This is a genomic window from Labrys neptuniae (genome assembly GCF_040797145.1).
In the GTDB taxonomy this organism is placed as follows: domain Bacteria; phylum Pseudomonadota; class Alphaproteobacteria; order Rhizobiales; family Labraceae; genus Labrys; species Labrys neptuniae.
Genome location: NZ_JBFNQD010000012.1, coordinates 23,624 through 42,596, shown reverse-complemented (window position 1 = coordinate 42,596; position 18,973 = coordinate 23,624). Strand labels below are relative to the sequence as shown.

At 64.3% G+C, this 18,973-nt stretch carries 20 protein-coding genes; 11 read left to right on the top strand and 9 right to left on the bottom strand.

Features of this window, described 5'->3' with window-relative positions; genetic code table 11:
- The gene (locus ABXS05_RS26345) at positions 1–1,023 is read right to left on the bottom strand and encodes a GlxA family transcriptional regulator (RefSeq protein ID WP_367625908.1); all 1,023 of its coding nucleotides are present in this window, start codon (positions 1,021–1,023) and stop codon (positions 1–3) included.
- A 65-nt stretch (positions 1,024–1,088) separates the two neighbouring features.
- On the opposite strand from ABXS05_RS26345, the gene ABXS05_RS26340 reads away from it, so the two are divergent.
- Positions 1,089–1,781, top strand: a complete 693-nt coding sequence (locus ABXS05_RS26340) for a DJ-1/PfpI family protein (RefSeq protein WP_367625907.1) — start codon at positions 1,089–1,091, stop codon at positions 1,779–1,781.
- A 296-nt stretch (positions 1,782–2,077) separates the two neighbouring features.
- Entirely contained in the window at positions 2,078–2,770 is a 693-nt protein-coding gene (locus ABXS05_RS26335) for a DUF1194 domain-containing protein (RefSeq protein WP_367625906.1), read from the top strand.
- Between the two features lie 52 nt (positions 2,771–2,822).
- Here the strand turns inward: ABXS05_RS26335 and ABXS05_RS26330 are convergent, their stop codons facing one another.
- Entirely contained in the window at positions 2,823–3,470 is a 648-nt protein-coding gene (locus ABXS05_RS26330) for a VOC family protein (protein WP_367625905.1), read from the bottom strand.
- Positions 3,471–3,751: 281 nt separating this feature from the next.
- Between ABXS05_RS26330 and ABXS05_RS26325 the strand changes: the two genes are divergently transcribed.
- Positions 3,752–4,393: a PadR family transcriptional regulator gene (locus ABXS05_RS26325; RefSeq protein WP_311934335.1), complete on the top strand. Its 642-nt coding sequence runs from the start codon at positions 3,752–3,754 to the stop codon at positions 4,391–4,393.
- A gap of 218 nt (positions 4,394–4,611) precedes the next feature.
- Complete coding sequence (locus tag ABXS05_RS26320; protein WP_367625904.1) at positions 4,612–5,964, top strand: MFS transporter; 1,353 nt, start codon at positions 4,612–4,614, stop codon at positions 5,962–5,964.
- A 97-nt stretch (positions 5,965–6,061) separates the two neighbouring features.
- Here ABXS05_RS26320 and ABXS05_RS26315 read toward each other — a convergent pair whose 3' ends face one another.
- Positions 6,062–6,742 (bottom strand): L,D-transpeptidase, encoded by a 681-nt coding sequence (locus ABXS05_RS26315; RefSeq protein ID WP_311934333.1) that lies wholly within the window; start codon positions 6,740–6,742, stop codon positions 6,062–6,064.
- A 476-nt stretch (positions 6,743–7,218) separates the two neighbouring features.
- Here ABXS05_RS26315 and ABXS05_RS26310 point away from each other — a divergent pair, with 476 nt between their 5' ends.
- Positions 7,219–7,911 (top strand): corrinoid protein, encoded by a 693-nt coding sequence (locus ABXS05_RS26310; RefSeq protein ID WP_311934332.1) that lies wholly within the window; start codon positions 7,219–7,221, stop codon positions 7,909–7,911.
- Between the two features lie 76 nt (positions 7,912–7,987).
- Positions 7,988–8,611 carry a DUF1638 domain-containing protein gene (locus ABXS05_RS26305; RefSeq protein WP_367625903.1) on the top strand — a complete coding sequence of 208 codons (624 nt, stop codon included), beginning with the start codon at positions 7,988–7,990 and terminating at the stop codon, positions 8,609–8,611.
- A 249-nt stretch (positions 8,612–8,860) separates the two neighbouring features.
- On the opposite strand, the gene ABXS05_RS26300 is transcribed toward ABXS05_RS26305, so the two are convergent.
- The gene (locus ABXS05_RS26300; RefSeq protein ID WP_367625902.1) at positions 8,861–9,022 is read right to left on the bottom strand and encodes a hypothetical protein; all 162 of its coding nucleotides are present in this window, start codon (positions 9,020–9,022) and stop codon (positions 8,861–8,863) included.
- Between the two features lie 102 nt (positions 9,023–9,124).
- Here ABXS05_RS26300 and ABXS05_RS26295 point away from each other — a divergent pair, with 102 nt between their 5' ends.
- A complete protein-coding gene (locus ABXS05_RS26295; RefSeq protein WP_367625901.1) occupies positions 9,125–9,685 on the top strand; it encodes a queuosine precursor transporter in 561 nt (186 codons plus the stop codon).
- 131 nt (positions 9,686–9,816) lie between these two features.
- Here ABXS05_RS26295 and ABXS05_RS26290 read toward each other — a convergent pair whose 3' ends face one another.
- The 4 genes from ABXS05_RS26290 to ABXS05_RS26275 form a co-directional block, all read right to left on the bottom strand.
- Positions 9,817–10,380, bottom strand: a complete 564-nt coding sequence (locus tag ABXS05_RS26290; RefSeq protein ID WP_311934329.1) for an invasion associated locus B family protein — start codon at positions 10,378–10,380, stop codon at positions 9,817–9,819.
- Positions 10,381–10,579: 199 nt separating this feature from the next.
- The gene (locus ABXS05_RS26285; protein ID WP_367625900.1) at positions 10,580–11,077 is read right to left on the bottom strand and encodes a hypothetical protein; all 498 of its coding nucleotides are present in this window, start codon (positions 11,075–11,077) and stop codon (positions 10,580–10,582) included.
- A gap of 125 nt (positions 11,078–11,202) precedes the next feature.
- Positions 11,203–12,474, bottom strand: a complete 1,272-nt coding sequence (gene rlmN, locus ABXS05_RS26280; RefSeq protein ID WP_311934327.1) for a dual-specificity RNA methyltransferase RlmN — start codon at positions 12,472–12,474, stop codon at positions 11,203–11,205.
- Positions 12,475–12,633: 159 nt separating this feature from the next.
- Positions 12,634–13,668 carry a glutamine synthetase beta-grasp domain-containing protein gene (locus tag ABXS05_RS26275; protein ID WP_367625899.1) on the bottom strand — a complete coding sequence of 345 codons (1,035 nt, stop codon included), beginning with the start codon at positions 13,666–13,668 and terminating at the stop codon, positions 12,634–12,636.
- A 375-nt stretch (positions 13,669–14,043) separates the two neighbouring features.
- Here ABXS05_RS26275 and ABXS05_RS26270 point away from each other — a divergent pair, with 375 nt between their 5' ends.
- From ABXS05_RS26270 to ABXS05_RS26255, 4 genes are all read left to right on the top strand, one after another.
- The gene (locus ABXS05_RS26270) at positions 14,044–14,238 is read left to right on the top strand and encodes a DUF2735 domain-containing protein (RefSeq protein ID WP_311934325.1); all 195 of its coding nucleotides are present in this window, start codon (positions 14,044–14,046) and stop codon (positions 14,236–14,238) included.
- 347 nt (positions 14,239–14,585) lie between these two features.
- Positions 14,586–15,482, top strand: coding sequence for a fructose bisphosphate aldolase (locus ABXS05_RS26265; protein ID WP_311934324.1), 897 nt, complete (start codon positions 14,586–14,588; stop codon positions 15,480–15,482).
- Positions 15,483–15,691: 209 nt separating this feature from the next.
- Positions 15,692–16,345 carry a DUF6963 family protein gene (locus ABXS05_RS26260; RefSeq protein ID WP_367625898.1) on the top strand — a complete coding sequence of 218 codons (654 nt, stop codon included), beginning with the start codon at positions 15,692–15,694 and terminating at the stop codon, positions 16,343–16,345.
- A 61-nt stretch (positions 16,346–16,406) separates the two neighbouring features.
- Entirely contained in the window at positions 16,407–17,879 is a 1,473-nt protein-coding gene (locus ABXS05_RS26255) for an N-acyl-D-amino-acid deacylase family protein (protein ID WP_367625897.1), read from the top strand.
- Between the two features lie 210 nt (positions 17,880–18,089).
- On the opposite strand, the gene ABXS05_RS26250 is transcribed toward ABXS05_RS26255, so the two are convergent.
- On the bottom strand, positions 18,090–18,860 hold the full coding sequence (locus ABXS05_RS26250) for a transporter substrate-binding domain-containing protein (protein ID WP_311934321.1): 771 nt from the start codon (positions 18,858–18,860) through the stop codon (positions 18,090–18,092).
- Positions 18,861–18,973 lie beyond the last annotated feature (113 nt).

The window sequence follows — 18,973 nt, the reverse complement described above, 5'->3', positions numbered from 1 at the left end:
TCATCGCCTGCCAGAAAATCGTTCGCGATAGGATTGCGGAGTTGTCGCCAGATGCCGGGCGAAGCCACGCCGCATGGTCTCCTCGCAGCCGAAGCCGCAGCGAGCGGCGATCTGCTTGAGGGGTTGGACGGTGTCGGCGAGCAGCGTACGCGCCTGTTCGACACGCAGCCTTTCGACGGCGCGGGCCGGCGGCATGCCGGTCGCCTCCCGGTAGCGGCGCTGAAAGCTGCGTTCGCTCATGCCGGCCCGCGCAGCAAGGGCAGGGACCGACAGGTCGGCTGCAAGGTTTTCCCGCATCCAGCCATGCAGGGTTTCGAAGCGGGAGGCGCCATGCTGGAGCGCCAGGGCAGCGCTGTATTGCGACTGTCCGCCCGGACGCTTGAGGAAGACCACCAGCTCGCGCGCCACCGCCAGCGCCATGGCGCGGCCAAGGTCGTGTTCGACCAAAGCGAGAGTGAGGTCGATGCCGGCGGTCACGCCGGCCGAGGTCCATAGATTGCCGTCCTCGATGAAGATCGGATCGGCTTCCACCTGCGCTGCCGGGAAGCGCTCGGCCAGCAGGGCGCAGGAATCCCAATGGGTCACGGCGCGCCTGCCGTCGAGCAGGCCGGCGGCACCGGCAAGGAACGCACCTGTGCAGACCGCCGCAACCCTTCGCGCGGTCGTCGCCCTGGCCGCGACCCAGGCAACGAGCACGGCATCCTCGGCGGCCTGATGCACGGCACGCCCGCCGGCGATAACCAGCGTATCACAGGTGTCGCCCGCATCCGGCAGGGGCTCGGCTTGCAGGGTCAGTCCGGCCCAAGCCGCGACCTGGGCCTGCCGGGCGACGATGCGCAGGCGATAGGCCGGAGGCAGCCCGTCATCCTCCAGGAGGCGATTGGCGGAGGCGAACACCTGCATGGGGCCGGCGATGTCGAGGAGTTGAAAGCCCGGGAAAGCCAGCAGGTCGACGGCGCGGGGTGGCCTGCCGGTCCACGGCCCGTCGATTGGGTTTGGCGTAAAGTGTGGGTCAAACGACATTTGCGCCAGAAGCTGCCGCGCTAGAGTGGCCCTGTCAACCTCAAGATTTGGAACGGAGCACCCACATGATCCTGCAGATCGGCTTTCTGGTTTTTCCCAAGGTGCAACTGCTCGACCTGGCCGGGCCTTTCGATGCCTTTGCCGCCATGCCGGGCGTCGTACAGCACCTGATCTGGAAGGATCTCGATCCTGTGATGGCGACCTCGGGCTGGCCTGTCCAGCCCACGACGACACTGCAGGACTGCCCGGTTCTCGATGTGCTGTGCGTGCCGGGCGGGGCTGGCGTCAATCCGCTGATGGAGGACGAGGTCGTCCTCGACTTCCTGCGCCGCCAGGCCTGGAGCGCCCGCTTTGTCACCTCCGTTTGCACGGGCTCGCTCGTGCTGGGGGCAGCGGGGCTTTTGGAAGGAAAACGGGCGACGACGCATTGGGGCTCGCATCATCTGCTCGAACCGCTCGGCGCGGTGCCGGTGGCCGAGCGCATTGTCGCTGATGACCGGCTGGTTAGCGGCGGTGGTGTCACGGCGGGTATCGACTTCGCACTCGATATCATCGCCCGGTTGCGAGGCCGCGAGGAGGCCGAGGCCGTGCAACTCAAGCTCGAATATGCCCCGGCGCCGCCCTTCGATGCCGGGTCTCCGGCAACGGCACCGGCCGGCGCGATCGAGGTGGCGAGGGCTTCCGCCTCGAGCTATGTCGAGGAGCGCGAGCGCATCGTTGCCAGGCTGCGAGAGAGGAAGGCCATCGCCGCCGTCTAAAGTAAAACGCCATGGGGATCGTTCGAGAATGAGCGCTCCGTCTTCTCCAGCCTTGCCGGGGACGACGGAGCGTCGTTTTTCAACGGCGCCTCAGTACCCGGGCAGCCTGCTCGCCCTATCTCGGGGGGGGGCGGGGCCGAAGTGTTGCAGGCCATGCTGAATCAAGGCTCGAGGGCCTCACCCAAAAAAGAGGTTTGTGACCGAAGGGGTAGAGACGCATAGTCAGGACGCTTTCTCGAACTTTTTGACTTGAGTGCGGTGTCTCACGTGGTGGCTGACCCCAAAGAGGGGCCCTCATGCGGAACTTGCTGCTTTTCCTGGTCGCGGCGACGATGCCGTGGGCACCGCCCTCGTCTGCGGGGCAACTCGCCGTCGATCTCGAGTTGGTTCTTGCTGCGGACATTTCCTTTTCGATGTCAGACGAGAATCTGGCCGTTCAGACCGATGGCTATGCGCAGGCCTTTCGCGATCCCGAGGTCGTTGCGGCCCTCTCCACCGGGCCCTTGGGCCAGATTGCAGTCAGTTATGTCGAATGGTCGGACGGGCAGCGCGTCGTGGTGCCATGGACCTTGCTCCGGAACAGGGTGGATGCCGAGCGCTTTGCATCCCGCATCATGGCCGGCTCGGCGAAACGCTCGGCTGGCACCACCTATATCACCGGCGTGATCCGGTTCGGGACAAGGATGATCGAGGAGAATGATTTCGCTGCCCTGCGTCGGGTGATCGATATTTCGGGCAATGGCGAGAACAACAGGGGCGAAGCGCCTGACCGTGCTCGCGACCTCGCAATTTTGCGGGGCATTGCCATCAACGGCCTGCCTATGCCGACCTGGGTCGACCCCCGCCGGCTCGGCGAGGTGCCGGCGGATATCTATTACCGCGATCACGTCATCGGTGGCCCGGGGGCCTTTCTCCTGAAAGTGGACGACAGGGCCAATGTACTGAGATCGATCAAGTCAAAATTGCTGCGCGAGATCGCGGCCAATTGAATGTCCTTGCTCGACCGTGCCGCCCCGGGCAGTTCCGGCCAAGCGCTGCGTTTTACCCAGCTGGGCCGGCGAACAGGATCAGGTTGCCGTCGGGATCCAGGACGATGAAGGTCCTGGCGCCCCAGGGCTCTTTCCTGAGCGGCTGGTGGAAGACCACGTCTGTGGCTTGGAAATTCAGGAAAAGCTGCTTGATCTCGGCGGCGCTGTCGACCGTGATGGCGGCAGAGAGTAGATGTTCGCGCTGCCTGACATCGCCGACATAGACCGGCTCGCACACCAATCTGAGGGCCAGCAGGGCCCTGTCGCGGCTGACCTGCCCGTAGAAGGGCGGATTGCCATAGACGAAGTCGATGCTGAAGCCGAGCCTGGTGGTGAAGAAGTCGCAGGAGGTCTTGATGTCGGTGACGAAGAGCTGGGCCGCGGCCGAGCTCAAAAAGGGTTCCGGCAGGGTCGGTGCGGAGATATCCGTCATGGTCGAAGCTCCCGTCTTGAGCGCCTCCCATCCCACGAAGCCTGATTGGCGGGCGACGAGCTCCAGAGCGTCGGCAAGCTGGAAATTCGCCTCCAATATCTGATGATCGTCGAGGCCGTGGAACCGCGGCAAGGCAGCCCTGATCTCGGCGGCGACCGGGTGATAGTGCTCGCGATGCCAACGCAGATATTGCTTGGCCTGCTTCCTGAGGTTTTCGAGGTTCGGCATGGGCGCAATCGTGTTTTCGATTGTAGGCGGGCATTGCCCTTCCGGCGGTCCGCCGGTGCGCCCTACGCAGCGCCGAAAGAGTGCTGCAGGGGGCCTTCGCTGTCAATCGTCACAGCGTTGCGAGCCAGAACACGCTGCCCATGCGCCACAATGGCCCTTGTCTCACCTGTGTCTTCCATCATGTCCGCCGTGGCAGCAGAAATTTGAGAAAGGCTCTTGCGTAATCTATCTTTCGATATATCTTAAGACCTATCTTAAAGATAGAACGAAAGGTATATCGTATGTTTGGACGACATCATGAGGGCCGCGGACGCGGCGAGTTCTGGGGCCGCGGCGGTTTTCGTGGCTGGGGCCGCGAGGGGCAGCAGGAATGTGCGCCGGGTCGCGGCGGGCGCTGGGGGCGCGGCGGTTTCGAAGGCGATGGTCCGGGCGATTTCTTCGGCAGGGGCTTTGGTGGCCGTGGCCGCGTCTTCGGCCATGGCGACCTGCGCCTGGTCATCCTGGCGCTGATCGCCGAGAAGCCGCGCCATGGCTATGAGCTGATCCGTGCCATCGAGGAAAAGTTCGGCGGCGCCTATGCGCCGAGCCCCGGCGCGGTCTATCCGACGCTGACCCTCCTGGAAGAGCAGGACCATATCCGCAGCGAGGCGTCGGAGGGCACCAAGAAGCTCTACACCATTACCCCCGAAGGCGAGGCCTTCCTTGCCGAGAACCGCGACGCGGTCGATGGCGTCATGGCCCGCATGGATCTTGCTGCCAGCGCCTTCTCCGCCCGTTCCACGCCGGAGATGGTGCGCGAGGCCCTGCACACGTTCCGGCACGCTCTGCAGATGCATCGCGGTCCCTGGACGCAGGCCGAGGCCGAGCGGGTCCGCGCCATCATCGAAAAGGCTGCCCGCGACATCGTCGGCGGACAGGGCTGACGGTCAGCCGGGTGAAGGCCACCCTTATCCAGGAAACTTTGCAGGATCACGGATCCTGTTGGTTTTAATGCTAGGATAAAGCTGGCACTTCCCCGGCGATCCACGAAGCGTAGAAGCAGGGTGCCGTTGCGGCGCCCTGTTTGTCGTTTCAGGTAATTTTTTCAATTCATTGTCTTTAGAGGCTGCTACCGTCGGCCCTTGTCGGTTGTGAGTATTTGATGAACGCCGCCGCCATGGATGGCTTGCCCATTCCCCAACGCTTCCTGGCCTTCCTGACCATCGCCATGGCGCTGACCATGGCAGTGCTCGACAGTGCCATCGTCAATGTCGCCTTGCCTTCGATTGCGGGCGAACTCGCGGTCTCCCCCGCGGAATCGATCTGGGTGGTTACCGCCTATCAGCTCGCGGTCACCATCTCGCTGCTGCCTCTGTCCTCGCTCGGCGACATCATCGGCTACAAGCGCGTCTACTGGGCGGGGTTGGCCGTGTTCACCGCGGCCTCCTTTGCCTGTGCCCAGGCCTCGTCCCTGCCGGTGCTGGCGCTGGCGCGGGCGGTGCAGGGGCTTGGTGGGGCCGGCATTATGAGCGTCAACATGGCCCTGGTGCGCTATATCTTTCCCAAGGCCTCCCTGGGTTCGGGCGTCGGCTACACGGCGCTGGTGGTGGCGGTGTCCTCGGCGGCCGGGCCCAGCGTGGCCTCGGCCATCCTGACCGTGGCGAACTGGCAATGGCTGTTCCTGGTCAATGTCCCCATCGGCCTCATCGCCCTCTTCGTCGCAGCCCGGGCCTTGCCGCAAACGCCGGCATCCGGCCATCGCTTCGACTGGGTCAGTGCCGTCCTCAATGCTTTTGCCTTCGGCCTGCTGATCGCCGGCCTCGATGGCCTCGGCGATACCGCAACCATGCCTGTGGCCCTTGCCATGATCGGCGGGGCCGCGGTGGCGGCCCTCGTCTTGGTGCGGCGCTCGGTGAAACTGCCGGTGCCCATGCTGCCGGTCGACCTCCTGCGGCGGCCGGTCTTCTCGCTGTCGATGGCGACCTCGATCTGCTCCTTCGCGTCGCAGAGCATGGCCTATGTGGCGCTGCCTTTTTTCCTGCAGCGCACGCTCGGCCATTCCGAGGCGGCGACGGGATTCCTGATGACGCCTTGGCCGCTGATGACCGCGCTGATAGCGCCCATCTCGGGCCGGCTGTCCGATCGGATCTCGCCCGAGAAACTCGGCATTGCCGGGCTCTGCCTGCTGGCCGCGGGGCTGGCGGCGGTCGCCAGCATGGGCGAGCGGCCCGACAGCTTCGACATCGCCTGGCGGCTTGCCCTGTGCGGCTTCGGCTTCGGCCTGTTCCAGTCGCCCAACAACCGCATCATCATCACCAGCGCGCCGCGCGAGCGCAGCGGCGGGGCGAGCGGTCTGCAATCGACCGGCCGGCTGCTCGGCCAGTCGATGGGCGCCGCCGTCGCGGCCGTCATCTTCAGCCTGGTTGCGCAGGGACAGACGGAAATGATCGCCTGGATCGGCGCAGGCCTTGCGCTGATCGGGGCGGTGTCGAGCGGACTGCGCAAGCCGGGCTAAAGCGCGCTCCGGAAAAGGCAATCGACTGTTCGATCAGCAAAGTGCGGTTCGAGGCAATCGCACTTTGCCCTGAGGACGATGGCAGCAGCGGCCCCTGTCAGCTCGCCTCGGTACCGCCGTGGGAAGGCCGCACCACCACCCGCACGCCCACCGGGGTGTTGTGATAGAGGGCCATGATGTCCTGGTTGAGCAGGCGGATGCAGCCCGACGACATCGACTTGCCGATCGAGGTCGGATCGTTGGTGCCATGCAGGCGATAGAGGGTGTCGCGGTCGCCCTGATAGAGATACATGGCGCGGGCACCGAGCGGGTTTTCGACACCGCCCTCCATGCCGCCTGCAAATTTGGCGGCCAGCGGGTCGCGCTTGACCATCTTCGGCGGCGGCGTCCAGCGCGGCCATTCCGCCTTGCGCCGAATGGTGGCCTTGCCGCTCCAGCCAAAACCTTCGCGGCCGACACCGACGCCATAGCGCGTGGCGGTGCCGTCGTCATGGACATGGTAGAGAAAACGATTGTCGGGATCGACGATGATGCTGCCGGGCGCCTCACCGGCGGGGGCGACCACGACGCGCCGCAAATATTTGGGATCGATCGCCTTCAGATTGATGGGCGGATAGTCATGGCCGTTCTCCGTGCCGCCGGCATAGATCTCGCGATAGTTGAAGCCGCTGTCGCTCGATCTATCGAACAGGGAGCCGATGGTGGCACGCGAGGAGGCGCAGCCGGCGAGCAGCAACGGAGCACCGAGAACAAAGACACGACGAGATAAACCGGGCATCACAACCTTTTCCGAACAGCCATCAGTATCGAAGTCACGCCAAAGGCCGGCGCCACGACATTCCGTTAGGTAGGCCTACTATTTCATGCAACGTTCACGCAAGCCAATACCGACGTCAGGCGCCAACGTTTTGCCGAAGCGATCTGCGAATAGCCGGACTCGGCGGGAATCGCAAAGGCTCGGGAGCGGCAGGCTGTGGGGCAAATGAGCGCCCTTGCGAAAGGTGCCGGACCACAAGCTCGGACGAGCGGGCCGGGCCAATAGCGGGCTCGATCTGCGGGAACCCGATTGCGGATAAGATCGGCCACCCAATCGGGTTTCAGCTGCCTGGCAGCCATCGCTCTTTTGAGCCGTTGTCGCAGATTGAATATACGATGTCCCCGGTGCGACAGCGCAAGGCGCCCCTGTCAGGCTACCTCGCATTAAGAAGCGTTCTATAGTAATCCGTGCTTCACCCAGTGCAGGAACAGCAAGTCATGTCCGACGGCGATCTCGATCTCAACTCACTCCCCGATGACGAGCTCGTCGAGCAGATGCACGACGACCTCTATGACGGCCTGGCCGACGAGATCGTCGAGGGCGTCAATATCCTGCTCAAGCGCGGCTGGACGCCCTATGACGTGCTGACCAAGGCGCTGGTCGAGGGCATGCGCATCGTCGGCGTCGACTTCCGCGACGGTATTCTGTTCGTGCCGGAAGTGCTGATGTCCGCCAATTCGATGAAGGCCGGCATGAACGTGCTGCGCCCGTTGTTGGCTGAGACCGGTGCCCCCAAGGTCGGCAAGATGGTGATCGGCACCGTCAAGGGCGACATTCACGACATCGGCAAGAACCTCGTCACCATGATGATGGAAGGCGCCGGCTTCGAGGTGATCGACCTCGGCATCAACAACCCGGTCGAGAACTATCTCGAGGCGCTGGAGAAGCACCAGCCCGAGATTCTCGGCATGTCGGCTTTGCTCACCACCACCATGCCCTATATGAAGGTTGTGATCGACACGATGAAGGAGAAGGGCATCCGCTCCGACTATATCGTGCTGGTCGGCGGCGCGCCGCTGAACGAAGCCTTCTCGGAAGCCGTGGGCGCCGATGCCTATTGCCGCGATGCCGCCATTGCGGTGGAGATGGCCAAGTCGCTGATCGGCAAGCGCCAGGGCATGGCGGGCTAAGCTCGGTCGCAGACCTGTGCGGAGCGGTCGATGCCGTTCCGCCCTTGGAGCGGCGGCCGATCTCGGGGAGTGGGCGATGACCAGTCCTTCGAAACAAACAGATGGGCCCCGCTCGACGCTGGTGATCGCCTGCGGGGCGCTGGCGCGTGAATTTCTGGCGGTGAAGACGGCCAATGGCTGGGACCATATGGAGGTCACCTGCCTGCCGGCGATCTGGCACAACTACCCCCAGAAGATTCCGGACGGCATCAGGCGCAAGATCCGCGCCAATCGCGCCAAATATGACGAGATCCTGGTGCTCTACGGCGATTGCGGCACCGGCGGCCTGCTCGACGCAGTCCTCGCCGAGGAGGGCGTCGAGCGCATCGACGGACCGCATTGCTATTCCTTCTTCGCCGGCGCGGACGTTTTCGATCGCATGCAGGAGGAGGAGATCGGCACCTTCTACCTCACCGACTTCCTGGTCCGGCATTTCGACCGCTTCGTGATCAAGGGCCTGAAGCTCGATGTCCATCCGCAATTGCTGCCGATGTATTTCGGCCATTACAAGCGGGTGATGTTCCTGGTGCAATTCCCCGACCCGGTGCTCGAGAGCAAGGCGAAGGCCGCCGCCGAGCGGCTGGGGCTGCCCCTCGAGGTGCATTACACCGGACTGACCGGGGTGGAGCGCTTCCTGGAAACGGGCCAGGCCCGGACATAGGGCGCGTCGCGGCCAAGACGGCTCGCGGACCGGTCCGGCTGTACCTTACCGATATGTCATTTGCTCCTCTAGCGACTGTAGAAGCTAGGCTTTCTTCTCATCCCTGAAGAGGAGAGCAGGACGATGGGGCACTTTTTCGATCGATTGTTGTCGGGTGGCAGGCATGGCGCCGGCGGCCATCACGGTGGCCACGGATCTCAGGATCGCCATCAGGGCGGATGGGGCCGGTCTCCTGCCCAGGATGGACTTTCACCGAATGTTGCGCAACGCGTCATGGCGTGCGGCAAATGCGGTGGCGACAATCCGGCCGATGCGCACTTTTGTGCCCAGTGCGGTGGCCGGGTGCTGCCCAGGGCGAAATTCTGCACCGCCTGCGGAAAGGCTGCCGCGTAAACGCAAAAAAGCGGTCATGCCGGCCCTGGGAAGCACAATTGCGATGGAGAGGCTACACGGGAAGCTGTTTTTGCTGTATGGCAGCGCCCCAGAAAATCTCCTCCTTCGCGTAGGTATGCCGTGACCGCCAATCCCCTGTTCAACTCTTTCGCCGGCTTGCGCTGGCGCTACGTGCTCGCCCACGCCGTGATCGTGGCAGCCGCCAACTGGGGCGTGCAGTATGTCGTGCCGGGCACTTCCGATTTCCTGACCTGGGGCGCCTTCATCTTCCCGGTCGCCTTCTTCATCACGGATCTGTGCAATCGGCGTCATGGCGTGGAAATGACGCGCAAGGTGGTGATGGCCTCCTTCGTGATCGCGGTGATCGTCTCCTTCGTGGCGGCGGACCCGCGCATCGCCATCGCCAGCGGTGTCGCCTTCATTTCCGGCCAGATGGTGGATGCGCAGGTCTTCAACCGCTTCCGCCAGCATGCCTGGTGGGTGCCGCCCTCCATCTCCAACATCCTGGCCTCGACGGTCGACAGCGTGCTGTTCTGGGTGATCGCCTTTGTCGGGACGGACGTGCCCTGGGTCAGCCTCGGCTTTGCCGACTATGCCATCAAGATCGCCATGGTTTTCGTGGTGATGCCGGTTTACGGCTATCTCGTCTTCCGCGACAGGCTCGCTGCCAAGACGGTGTAGTTTTGGAGCGCGGACATCCTGTCCGCTCTTGGAAATAGAGACCTACAAGAAATGGGCGCGGCTTGATCTGGCTGCGCCCTTTTTGCGAGTGCTATGCTTCAAGAGCGGACAGGATGTCCGCGCTCCAAATCTTACGGGCAGCCCTTGGTGATGGCGTCGAGGGCCTGCGGCAGGCCGTCGAGCGAATAGCGGTCGGTGGTCTTGTTGCCGCGCTTGGAAGCGCCGGTGAAGACCGCCTCGCGGCTCTTGCGCATGGTATTGACCACGGTGCCTTCCTCGGCGGCGTTCTTCACCCAGGCATTGCTGCCCTTGGTGTAGAGCGTATAGGAGGAGCGGCCGATCTTCAGCGTGGCGTCGCCGCCATCCTTCATGCCGAAGCCGGTGATCATGCTCAGCTCGTTCTTCACACCTTCGCCAGGGCGGCGGGTGATGAAGAGCGTGGCCGGATCGCGTTTCAGCCGCGCAGGCTTGCGGTCCTTCGGGCTGGTGATGGCAAAGCAGGACTTGCCCTTGGCCGTGCCGTTCTGGAAGGCCTGCCAATCGCCGAACTGGCCGAGCGGCGTCGGCTGGGCGCCGGCTGCGGCGGCCGGCGCCGGCGCTTCGGCCTTGGGTTTGCGAGGTGCTGCCAGAGCCGAACCGGTGAATGCGACGACGGCGGTGGCGATGAGCGCGATGCGAAGGGTTGAGGACATCATGCTGGCTCGATCGATCCCGAAGTAAGAGGGCAGAAAGCGGTGGCGCCGATCATCGTGAATCGGAGCGCCTCGCGCAACTGCGACGAAAGACAGGGATTCCGGCGAAAGTTCGACCGGAACGGCTCGCAGCCTACGCGGACGCGATGAGCAAATGGTTAAATCGGGCCAAAAGAACCATGGCGTGCAATTCCGGCTCCGCTCAACCCGCCGCGTTGCGGCCGGCCACCAGCCAATAGACCGTGCCGGCGACGATGCCGATGGCGGTGAGACCGAGCAAGGCACGGTAGAGCAGCACGATGGCGAGTATGTTCAGGCTCATCACCATCGGCGCCACCGCAAAGGCGAGCGCCATCCCGACGGCATAGAACATCCAGCTTGCCTTGCCCATGGTTTCGCCGATCACAGCCACCAGGGCGATCGGGGCGAGCCAGATCGCCAAGGCAGCGGTTGCGGCTTGCCGGATCATCGCACCGATGTCTTCCACGGGGGTTCCGTCGATCAGCGTCGCCAGGGTCTTGAAGCCCAATAATTCGGCGGTGCCGGTGAGCTCTTGCCCGAAATCGTGATTGGCCAGGCCCATCACGCCGACCACAAGCGCGGCGATCGCGGCAAGGACGGCGGCGAAGGCCACCAGCACCAGACGATCGACGAAGCCGATGACGCCACGCGGGCTATTGGGGGAGGGAGGAGAGGACATCGAACTCCTGGGACCGCAGGCTTCTCGGCAACAACCATCAGCGAAGATTGTTGCGACACCTGCTCGTGGCAATGCCCATAGGGGGAGAAGAGATGCAGGCTGGAAGCCTGCGGTCCCGGCGGGTACTATTCCCCGTCCGCCCCGTGGGCGTAGAAAGCCTCAACCGCCAGCTTCTTCATGGCGTCGGCCTCGATGGCGAGGCGCTCGCGGGCCCGCATCTTCTGGCTTTCACTCTTGAGCTGGCCGCAGGCGGCGAGGATGTCGCGCCCGCGCGGCGTGCGGATGGGCGAGGCGTAGCCGGCATTGAAGACGATGTCGGAGAAGGCCTCGATCGTCTCCCAGTCCGAGCATTCGTAGAAGGTGCCGGGCCAGGGGTTGAAGGGAATCAAATTGATCTTGGCCGGGATGCCCCTAAGCAGCTTGACCAAAGCGCGCGCCTCGGCCGGGCTGTCATTCACGCCCTTGAGCATGACATATTCGAAGGTGATGCGGCGGGCATTGGACAGGCCCGCATAGTTGCGGCAGGCATCCAGGAGCTCGGCGATCGGATATTTCTTGTTCAGCGGTACCAGCTCGTTGCGCAGATTGTCGTTGGTGGCATGCAGCGAGATGGCGAGTGCCGGATTGACGTCGTCGCCCAGCGGGCCGAGCATCGGCACCACGCCCGAGGTCGACAGGGTGATGCGCCGGCGCGACAGGCACAGGCCGTCCTGGTCGGACATCACTTTCAGGGCGGTCGTGACGTTGTCGTAGTTGTAGAGCGGTTCGCCCATGCCCATCATCACGACATTGGAGACGTAGCGCCCGCCGTCACGCGGCACGATCGCCCCTTCCGGCGCTTCCTGGCCCGGCCAGTCGCCGAGACGGTCGCGCGCCACTAGGAGCTGGGCCACGATCTCGGCGGCGGTGAGGTTACGCACCAGCTTCTGCGTGCCGGTATGGCAGAAGGAGCAGTTGAGCGTGCAGCCGACCTGGGAGGAGACGCACAGCGTGCCGCGGCTCTCGTCGGGGATGTAGACGGTCTCGATCTCGGCGCCCTTGTCGGCGGGGCCGGTGGAGGGCATGCGCATCAGCCATTTGCGCGTACCGTCGGCCGAGATCTGCTCGGCGATGATCTCCGGGCGGTCGAGCGTGTAGGACTGCTCCAAGAGGGCCCGCAGATGCTTGGACACGTTGGTCATGGCATCGAAACGGCTGGCGCCGCGAACATAGAGCCAGTGCGAAAGCTGGTTGACGCGCATCTTCACCTCGCCGGCGGGTACGCCCACGGCAGTGAGAGCTTCGGTCAGCGCCGCGCGATCCATCCCGGCGAGGGAGGGCTTGGCGGCGGGAATAGTGGTTTCAGCAGCGGCAACGGGCGCAGTGCTCGCTGCCTGTTCGAGCGGGAGGGCCGACATGCAAAATTCCTGATGTTGGCCGGCGCTATAGCACAGCCAGCCCAAAAGGGCGACCGGCAAAGATGCATGGTGGGCGCGCGCTCCCGCGATCCCCGGACGCAGCATGCGAAACGGCGCGGATCGCAAGATCCGCGCCGTTTCGTCGGAAACCGTTCGGGCTCAGGCCGCGGCCTTCACCGCGGTCGAGACGGAAGCGATGGTCTTGAGCACCTGGGAGGCGATCTCGTAGGGATCGGCCTGGGAGTTGGGACGGCGGTCTTCCAGGTAGCCCTTGTAGTCGTTGCGCACGAAGGAGTGCGGCACGCGGATCGAGGCGCCACGGTCGGCCACACCCCAGGAGAAGGTGTCGATCGAGGCGGTCTCATGCTTGCCGGTGAGACGCAGATGGTTGTCCGGGCCGTAGACGGCGATATGGGCTTCCTTGTTGGCGGCGAACGCTGCCATCAGGGCCTCGAAATAGGCCTTGCCGCCGACTTCGCGCAGATGGGTGGTCGAGAAGTTGCAATGCATGCCCGAGCCGTTCCAGTCGGTGTCGCCGAGCGGCTTGCAGTGCCATTCGATGTCGATCGAGTATTGCTCGGTCAGGCGGAGCAGGAAGTAGCGGGCGAGCCACATCTCGTCGGCAGCGGCGCGAGAGCCCTTGCCGAAGATCTGGAATTCCCACTGGCCCTTGGCGACCTCGGCATTGATGCCTTCATGGTTGAGGCCGGCGGCCAGGCAGATGTCGAGATGCTTTTCGACGATCTCACGGGCGATGTTGCCGACATTCTTGTAGCCGACGCCGGTGTAGTAGGGACCCTGCGGGGCGGGGAAGCCATGTTCGGGGAAGCCGAGCGGGCGGCCATCCTTGTAGAAGAAATATTCCTGCTCGAAGCCGAACCAGGCGCCGTCATCGTCGAGGATGGTGGCGCGGGTGTTGGAGGCGTGCGGGGTGACGCCGTCGGGCATCATCACTTCGCACAGCACCACGGCGCCGTTCAGGCGCTCCGGATCGGGGACGACACGGATCGGCTTGAGTACGCAATCCGAGCTCGATCCCTCGGCCTGCTTGGTCGAGGAGCCGTCGAAACCCCAGAGAGGCAGTTGCTCGAGCGTGGGGAAGGCGTCAAATTCGCGGACCATGGTCTTGCCGCGCAGGTTGGCGGTCGGCCGGTAACCGTCGAGCCAGACATACTCGAGCTTGTACTTCGTCATTCTTAGGATACTCGCTGGTGTGAATGGGATGGACGGCAGCCGGTTCGCCGGACTGCCGCCGGTTGCAGTGCAATAAGCAGGAAGCGTGCCAGAGCGCATGGTGCGGCGCTTTTGTCGCAGATGATGGCCCTCCCGTCGGCGCAGACGCGGCGAAATCCGCGTCTTTCCGCGCCATCGACGGAAGAAAGAGGCACGAGCTGTCATTGCCGGGAGTGCTGCCTTCATGCGCAGTGTCCCGATATAGCCCAGAATGCACATAGTTTAGGCAAACACTGCCTGCAAAGCAGGCAAATGATAGGAAGGGGAGGATCGCTGTGCTAAGACTCGATCCTGGTTTGGTTGCGCCCCAGGGCGCGCCAGGCAAGGGAGACGAGCATGACTGCGAGTACCCGGCAAGAGACCGCCAAGATCTACCTCTTCCCTGCGCGGCCGCGTATGGGGTCCAGCCTCGGGCGTGACGAGACCCGGCTTTCCTCGCGCGAGACCCAGCCCTTGCCGCCCGTCGACGTCGACGGCGCCTGGTATCACCAGGCCGCCATTCGCGATGCGGCCGATCCGCGCAAGCGCTGACGATACGGGCAGACAGGACAGGTCCGATCCACCCCCGCCATATCCGTTGGCTGTATCAGGGGCGGAAGGCGTCCGGCGCCGATTTCTCGCTTCCGCGCGAAAGCTTTTCACCGCGCAGCCCCTTGCTTCACCTTCCTTCCATGCCGATACTCGCGCCGACTCGAAACACGAGCATTTCGTGATTTGGCGCGATCGCCGTGAATCGCAGAGACGCTCTCGCCAATCCGTCGGATTGGCTTGGAAACAATGAGCTAGAGCGAAGGAGCGTTTTCGTCTAAACGCGCTGTGTTCTAGGCAACCGCGGAGGCTGGGCGCGCCGCGCACCGGCCCGCAACAGGGAGACCAGCATGGCAGACGCCAAGATGATGTCACAGATAACCGGCAAGGATGGCTTCATCGCCGCCCTCGATCAGAGCGGTGGTTCCACCCCCGGCGCCCTGCGTCTCTATGGCATCGCCGAATCCAGCTATAGTGGCGACGAAGAGATGTATCGCCTGGTGCATGAAATGCGCGTGCGCATCATGACGTCGCCCGCTTTCTCCGGCGACAAGGTGATCGGCGCCATCCTGTTCGAGAAGACCATGGACGGCGATGCCAAGGGCAAGCCGGTGCCGACCTATCTGTGGGAAGATCGCGGCGTGGTGCCTTTCCTCAAGGTCGACAAGGGCCTGGCGGCAGAAGAGAACGGCGCCCAGGTGATGAAGCCGATGCCCGAACTCGATGCCCTGCTCGCGCGCGCGGCGAAGAAGGGTATCTTCGGCACCAAGATGCGCTCGGTGATCGCCAATGCCGACAAGACCGGCATTGCCGCCGTCGTCAAGCAGCAGTTCGAAGTCGGCAAGCAGATCCTCGGCCATGGCCTCGTGCCGATCATCGAGCCGGAAGTCTCGATCAAGAGCCCGACCAAGCAGGAAGCCGAGGCCATCCTGCGCGATGAGATCGCCCGGGAACTCGACGCGCTGCCGGCGGGCGAGCAGGTGATGCTCAAGCTCACCATCCCGACCGTCGCCGATTTCTACAAGCCGTTGGTCGACCACAAAGCCGTGGCTCGTCTGGTGGCCCTCTCGGGTGGCTACACCTGTCCGGATGCCTGCGAGAAGCTCAGCCACAATCATGGCATGATTGCTTCCTTCTCGCGCGCTCTCGCCGAAGACCTGCGCGTCTCGATGAGCGATGCCGAATTCAACGATACGCTGGGCAAGGCAATCGATCAGATCTACAAGGCGAGCGTCGTCAAGGTCTGATCGCGAGAGCGTTTTGCGATTTGGTGGCATCGCCAGGAATCGCAAGGACGCGTCGAACCGAAGAGCTGGAGCAAAACAGCGTTTCCGTCTGATCGCGCTTTGCTCCAGGGCCGTTCGAGATCACTGGCCGCGAGCGGGGCAGGGTGCCCGGCTCGCGGCCGGATTCGTTTGGGGAACGCAATCTTGATGGCAATCGGGGAGTTCGGGGCGTGACGATCGGCATTGCTGCCTTCGGGGCCGAAGCGGGCCGGGCGGTCTGGGCCGCCTGGGCCGAGGCTGAGAGGCTGGGCAAGGGCGACCTGCATGGCTTTGCGGTGTTCTACGCCCTGGCGCCGGATGGTGAGCCGGTCAGCCTGGAGTGCCAGCGCGGCGGGCTCGAGACCATTCGCGCCCAATGGTCCACCCGACCTGATCTTGCCTGGATGATGGCCTCGCCGCTGGCGGCGGTGATCACCAGCGGACCTGATCGCCCCGAGCCGCTTGCCCAGTTTCTCGCCGCAAGCCGCAGGGGCTTCGTCACCGGCCACCGGTTGCCGAACAGGGTAGGCGCTTCCGGCTTTCCTGTGAACAGGGAGGCGCTGTCGCTGATCGAAAGGGGCGTCCGTCCCGATGAAGCCGTGCGTATGGTGCTCCAAGCCAATCCGCGCGTCGATGCTGGCCTGATCGCCGTGACGCCCCATGCCATCGGCGTGGAGGACAGCGAGTTGGTGCGCGAGCGCGCCGATCGCGGCCAGGCCCATGTTCTTGCCACCGATGGGCGTTACGGCCTGGCCCTCTTGCACAACTCCATCGAGCCGGCAGCGGGCCTCGCCGACAGCGCCGCGCGACGGGGCGCCGCAGTGCTGGCCGGGCACGAATCATAAGGCCGGGCTATAGCGAAGTAGAGGCCGGCATACCGGTCCGGAACGACCCAGGGACCTCATCATGACTGCCACCTGCGACCTGATCTTCCGGCAGGCGAAGATCTTCGACGGCACGGGCGCCACGCCGCATCTCGCCGATGTCGCCGTCACCGGCGAGCGCGTCGTCGCCCTCGGCGAGAAGCTGCCACACCAGGCCAGGACCGAGATCGACGCCGCCGGGCTTGCCCTCGCGCCCGGCTTCATCGACGTGCACACCCATGACGACCGCGCGGTGATCGCCACCGACATGGCGGCCAAGCTCAGCCAGGGCGTGACCACGGTGGTGGTCGGCAATTGCGGCATCAGCCTCGCTCCGCTGCGGGCGAAGGGCGAGGTCGTGCCACCGCTCGACCTGATCGCCAAAGGCGAGCATGAATTGTTCGAGCGTTTCGCCGATTATTTCGAGGCGGTGGAAGCGGCGGGAACCACGGTGAACGTCACCTGCCTGGTCGGCCACACCACGCTCCGGCTCGCCACCATGGACCGGCTCGACCGTCCGGCCACCAGGGCCGAATGCGCCCGCATGCGCGATTTGCTCGACCAGGCGCTGGCGGATGGGGCCATCGGCCTTTCGACCGGGCTCTATTACCAGCCGGCCAATGCCGCCTCGACGGCGGAGGTGATCGCCGTCGCCGAGCCGCTGGCGAAATATTCGGCCATCTACACCACCCATCTGCGCGACGAGGCCGATCACCTGCTGGAAGCGATGGAAGAGGCCTTCGCCATCGGGCGCGAGGCCGATGCGCCGGTGGTGCTGTCGCATCACAAGGCGACCGACCCGCAGAACCATGGCCGCACCCGCGTGTCCCTGCCGATCATCGAGAAGCGGGCGCGCGAGCAGCCCGTCACGCTCGACGTCTATCCCTATGCGGCGTCCTCCACCGTGCTGGAGGCCAAGCGTGCCGGCCAGGTCGAGCGCATCCTGATCACCTGGTCGAAGGCGCGGCCCGATCTCGCCGGCAAGACGCTCGACGTCATCGCCCGCGAGCTCGGTGTCTCCCGGGAGGAGGCGGTGGCGAAGCTGCAGCCGGCCGGCGCCGTCTATTTCACCATGGATGAGGAAGACGTGCGGCGCGTGCTGCAGTTCCCGCTGACCATGGTGGGCTCGGACGGGTTGCCGCACGACGTGCGCCCGCATCCTCGGCTCTGGGGCACCTTTCCCCGCGTGCTCGGTCATTATGCCCGTGATATCGGCCTGTTCGGCATGGAGGAGGCGGTTCGCCGCATGACGGCATTGCCCGCCGCCCGCTTCGGCCTCGCCCAGCGCGGCGTGATCAGGCAGGGCGCCTATGCCGACCTCGTGCTGTTCGATCCCGAGACCATCCAGGACAAGGCGACCTTCGACGATCCCACCCAGCTCTCGGCCGGCATTCGTTCGGTCTATGTCAATGGGAGCCTGGCCTGGAGCGAGGGCAAGGCGGCCGGCCCCCGCGCCGGCAAGGTGCTGCGCAACCGCGATCTGGTGGCGAAGAATTTCACCGCCGCATTTGCGTGAGGCAGACGCAGTTGCCTTCTCCCCTTGCGGGAGAAGGTGCCGTAGCGTGGTCCCTTAAGGACCACGCGTTCAAGTAAAGAACGTGGGGGCGGATGAGGGGAGATACGCAACCATTCCAGGCATGCGCCGACACCCCTCATCCCCCTGCCGGGACCCAAGGCACTTCCAAAAGAAGTGCCCGGTCCCGTAAGGGGAGAAGGCTATCTCACCTCACTTGGGCGGCATGCCGATATCGTATTTGAAGTATTTCCCGGCGATCTGCTTGAATTCGCCGCTGGCATAGACGGCCTTAATGCCGGCATCGAGCTTGGCTTTCAGCTCGGTGTCCTCCTTGCGCAGGCCGCCGCCGATGCCACCCTCGAACAAGGGATCCTTGGGGAAGCCCTTGGAATCGCAGCAGGCGCCGTCCTTGCCTTCCAGGAACGGCCCGACGGAATCGGCGTCGCCCAGCACCAGTTCGATGCGCCCGGCGGCCAGGTCAGCCATGGCGGCATCGAGCGTGGCATAGTTGCGGATCTCGGCCTCCGGATAGGCCTTCTGCACATATTGGGCGTGGATGGTGCTGGTCTGCACGCCGACCGCCTTGCCCTTGAGGCCGCCTGGCACGAATTCGAACTTGTCGTCCTTGTTGCCGATGAACTCAACCGGCGTATTGTAGATCGGGATGGTGAAGGCGATCTGCTTCTGCCGCTCCGGCGTGATCGACATGCCCGCCCAGATCACGTCGATCTTCTTGGCGAGGAGGGCCGGCATGATGCCGTCCCAGGCGGTGGCCACCACCACGCAATCGAGCTTGGCCTCCTTGCACACCGCCTTGGCATAGTCGGGCAGGAAGCCCTGCCAATTGCCCTGGCCGTCCAGCGAGAAGAAGGGCGGGATCGGCTCGGCCGAGACGCTGATCTTGACGGGATCGGCGTGCGCCACGGCTATTCCCATCAGAAGGGCCGCGCCCGCCAGCAAACTCGTCTTGAAACTCTTCATGAACCCAATGTCCTCCCTTTGCTCCCGCTCTGTCGGCGTTTTTGATTGGGCCGAGAGGAAAAAGCCTCCGGCGCGTGGCAGCAGAACGTATTCGTCAGACAAGGTCAATCGGC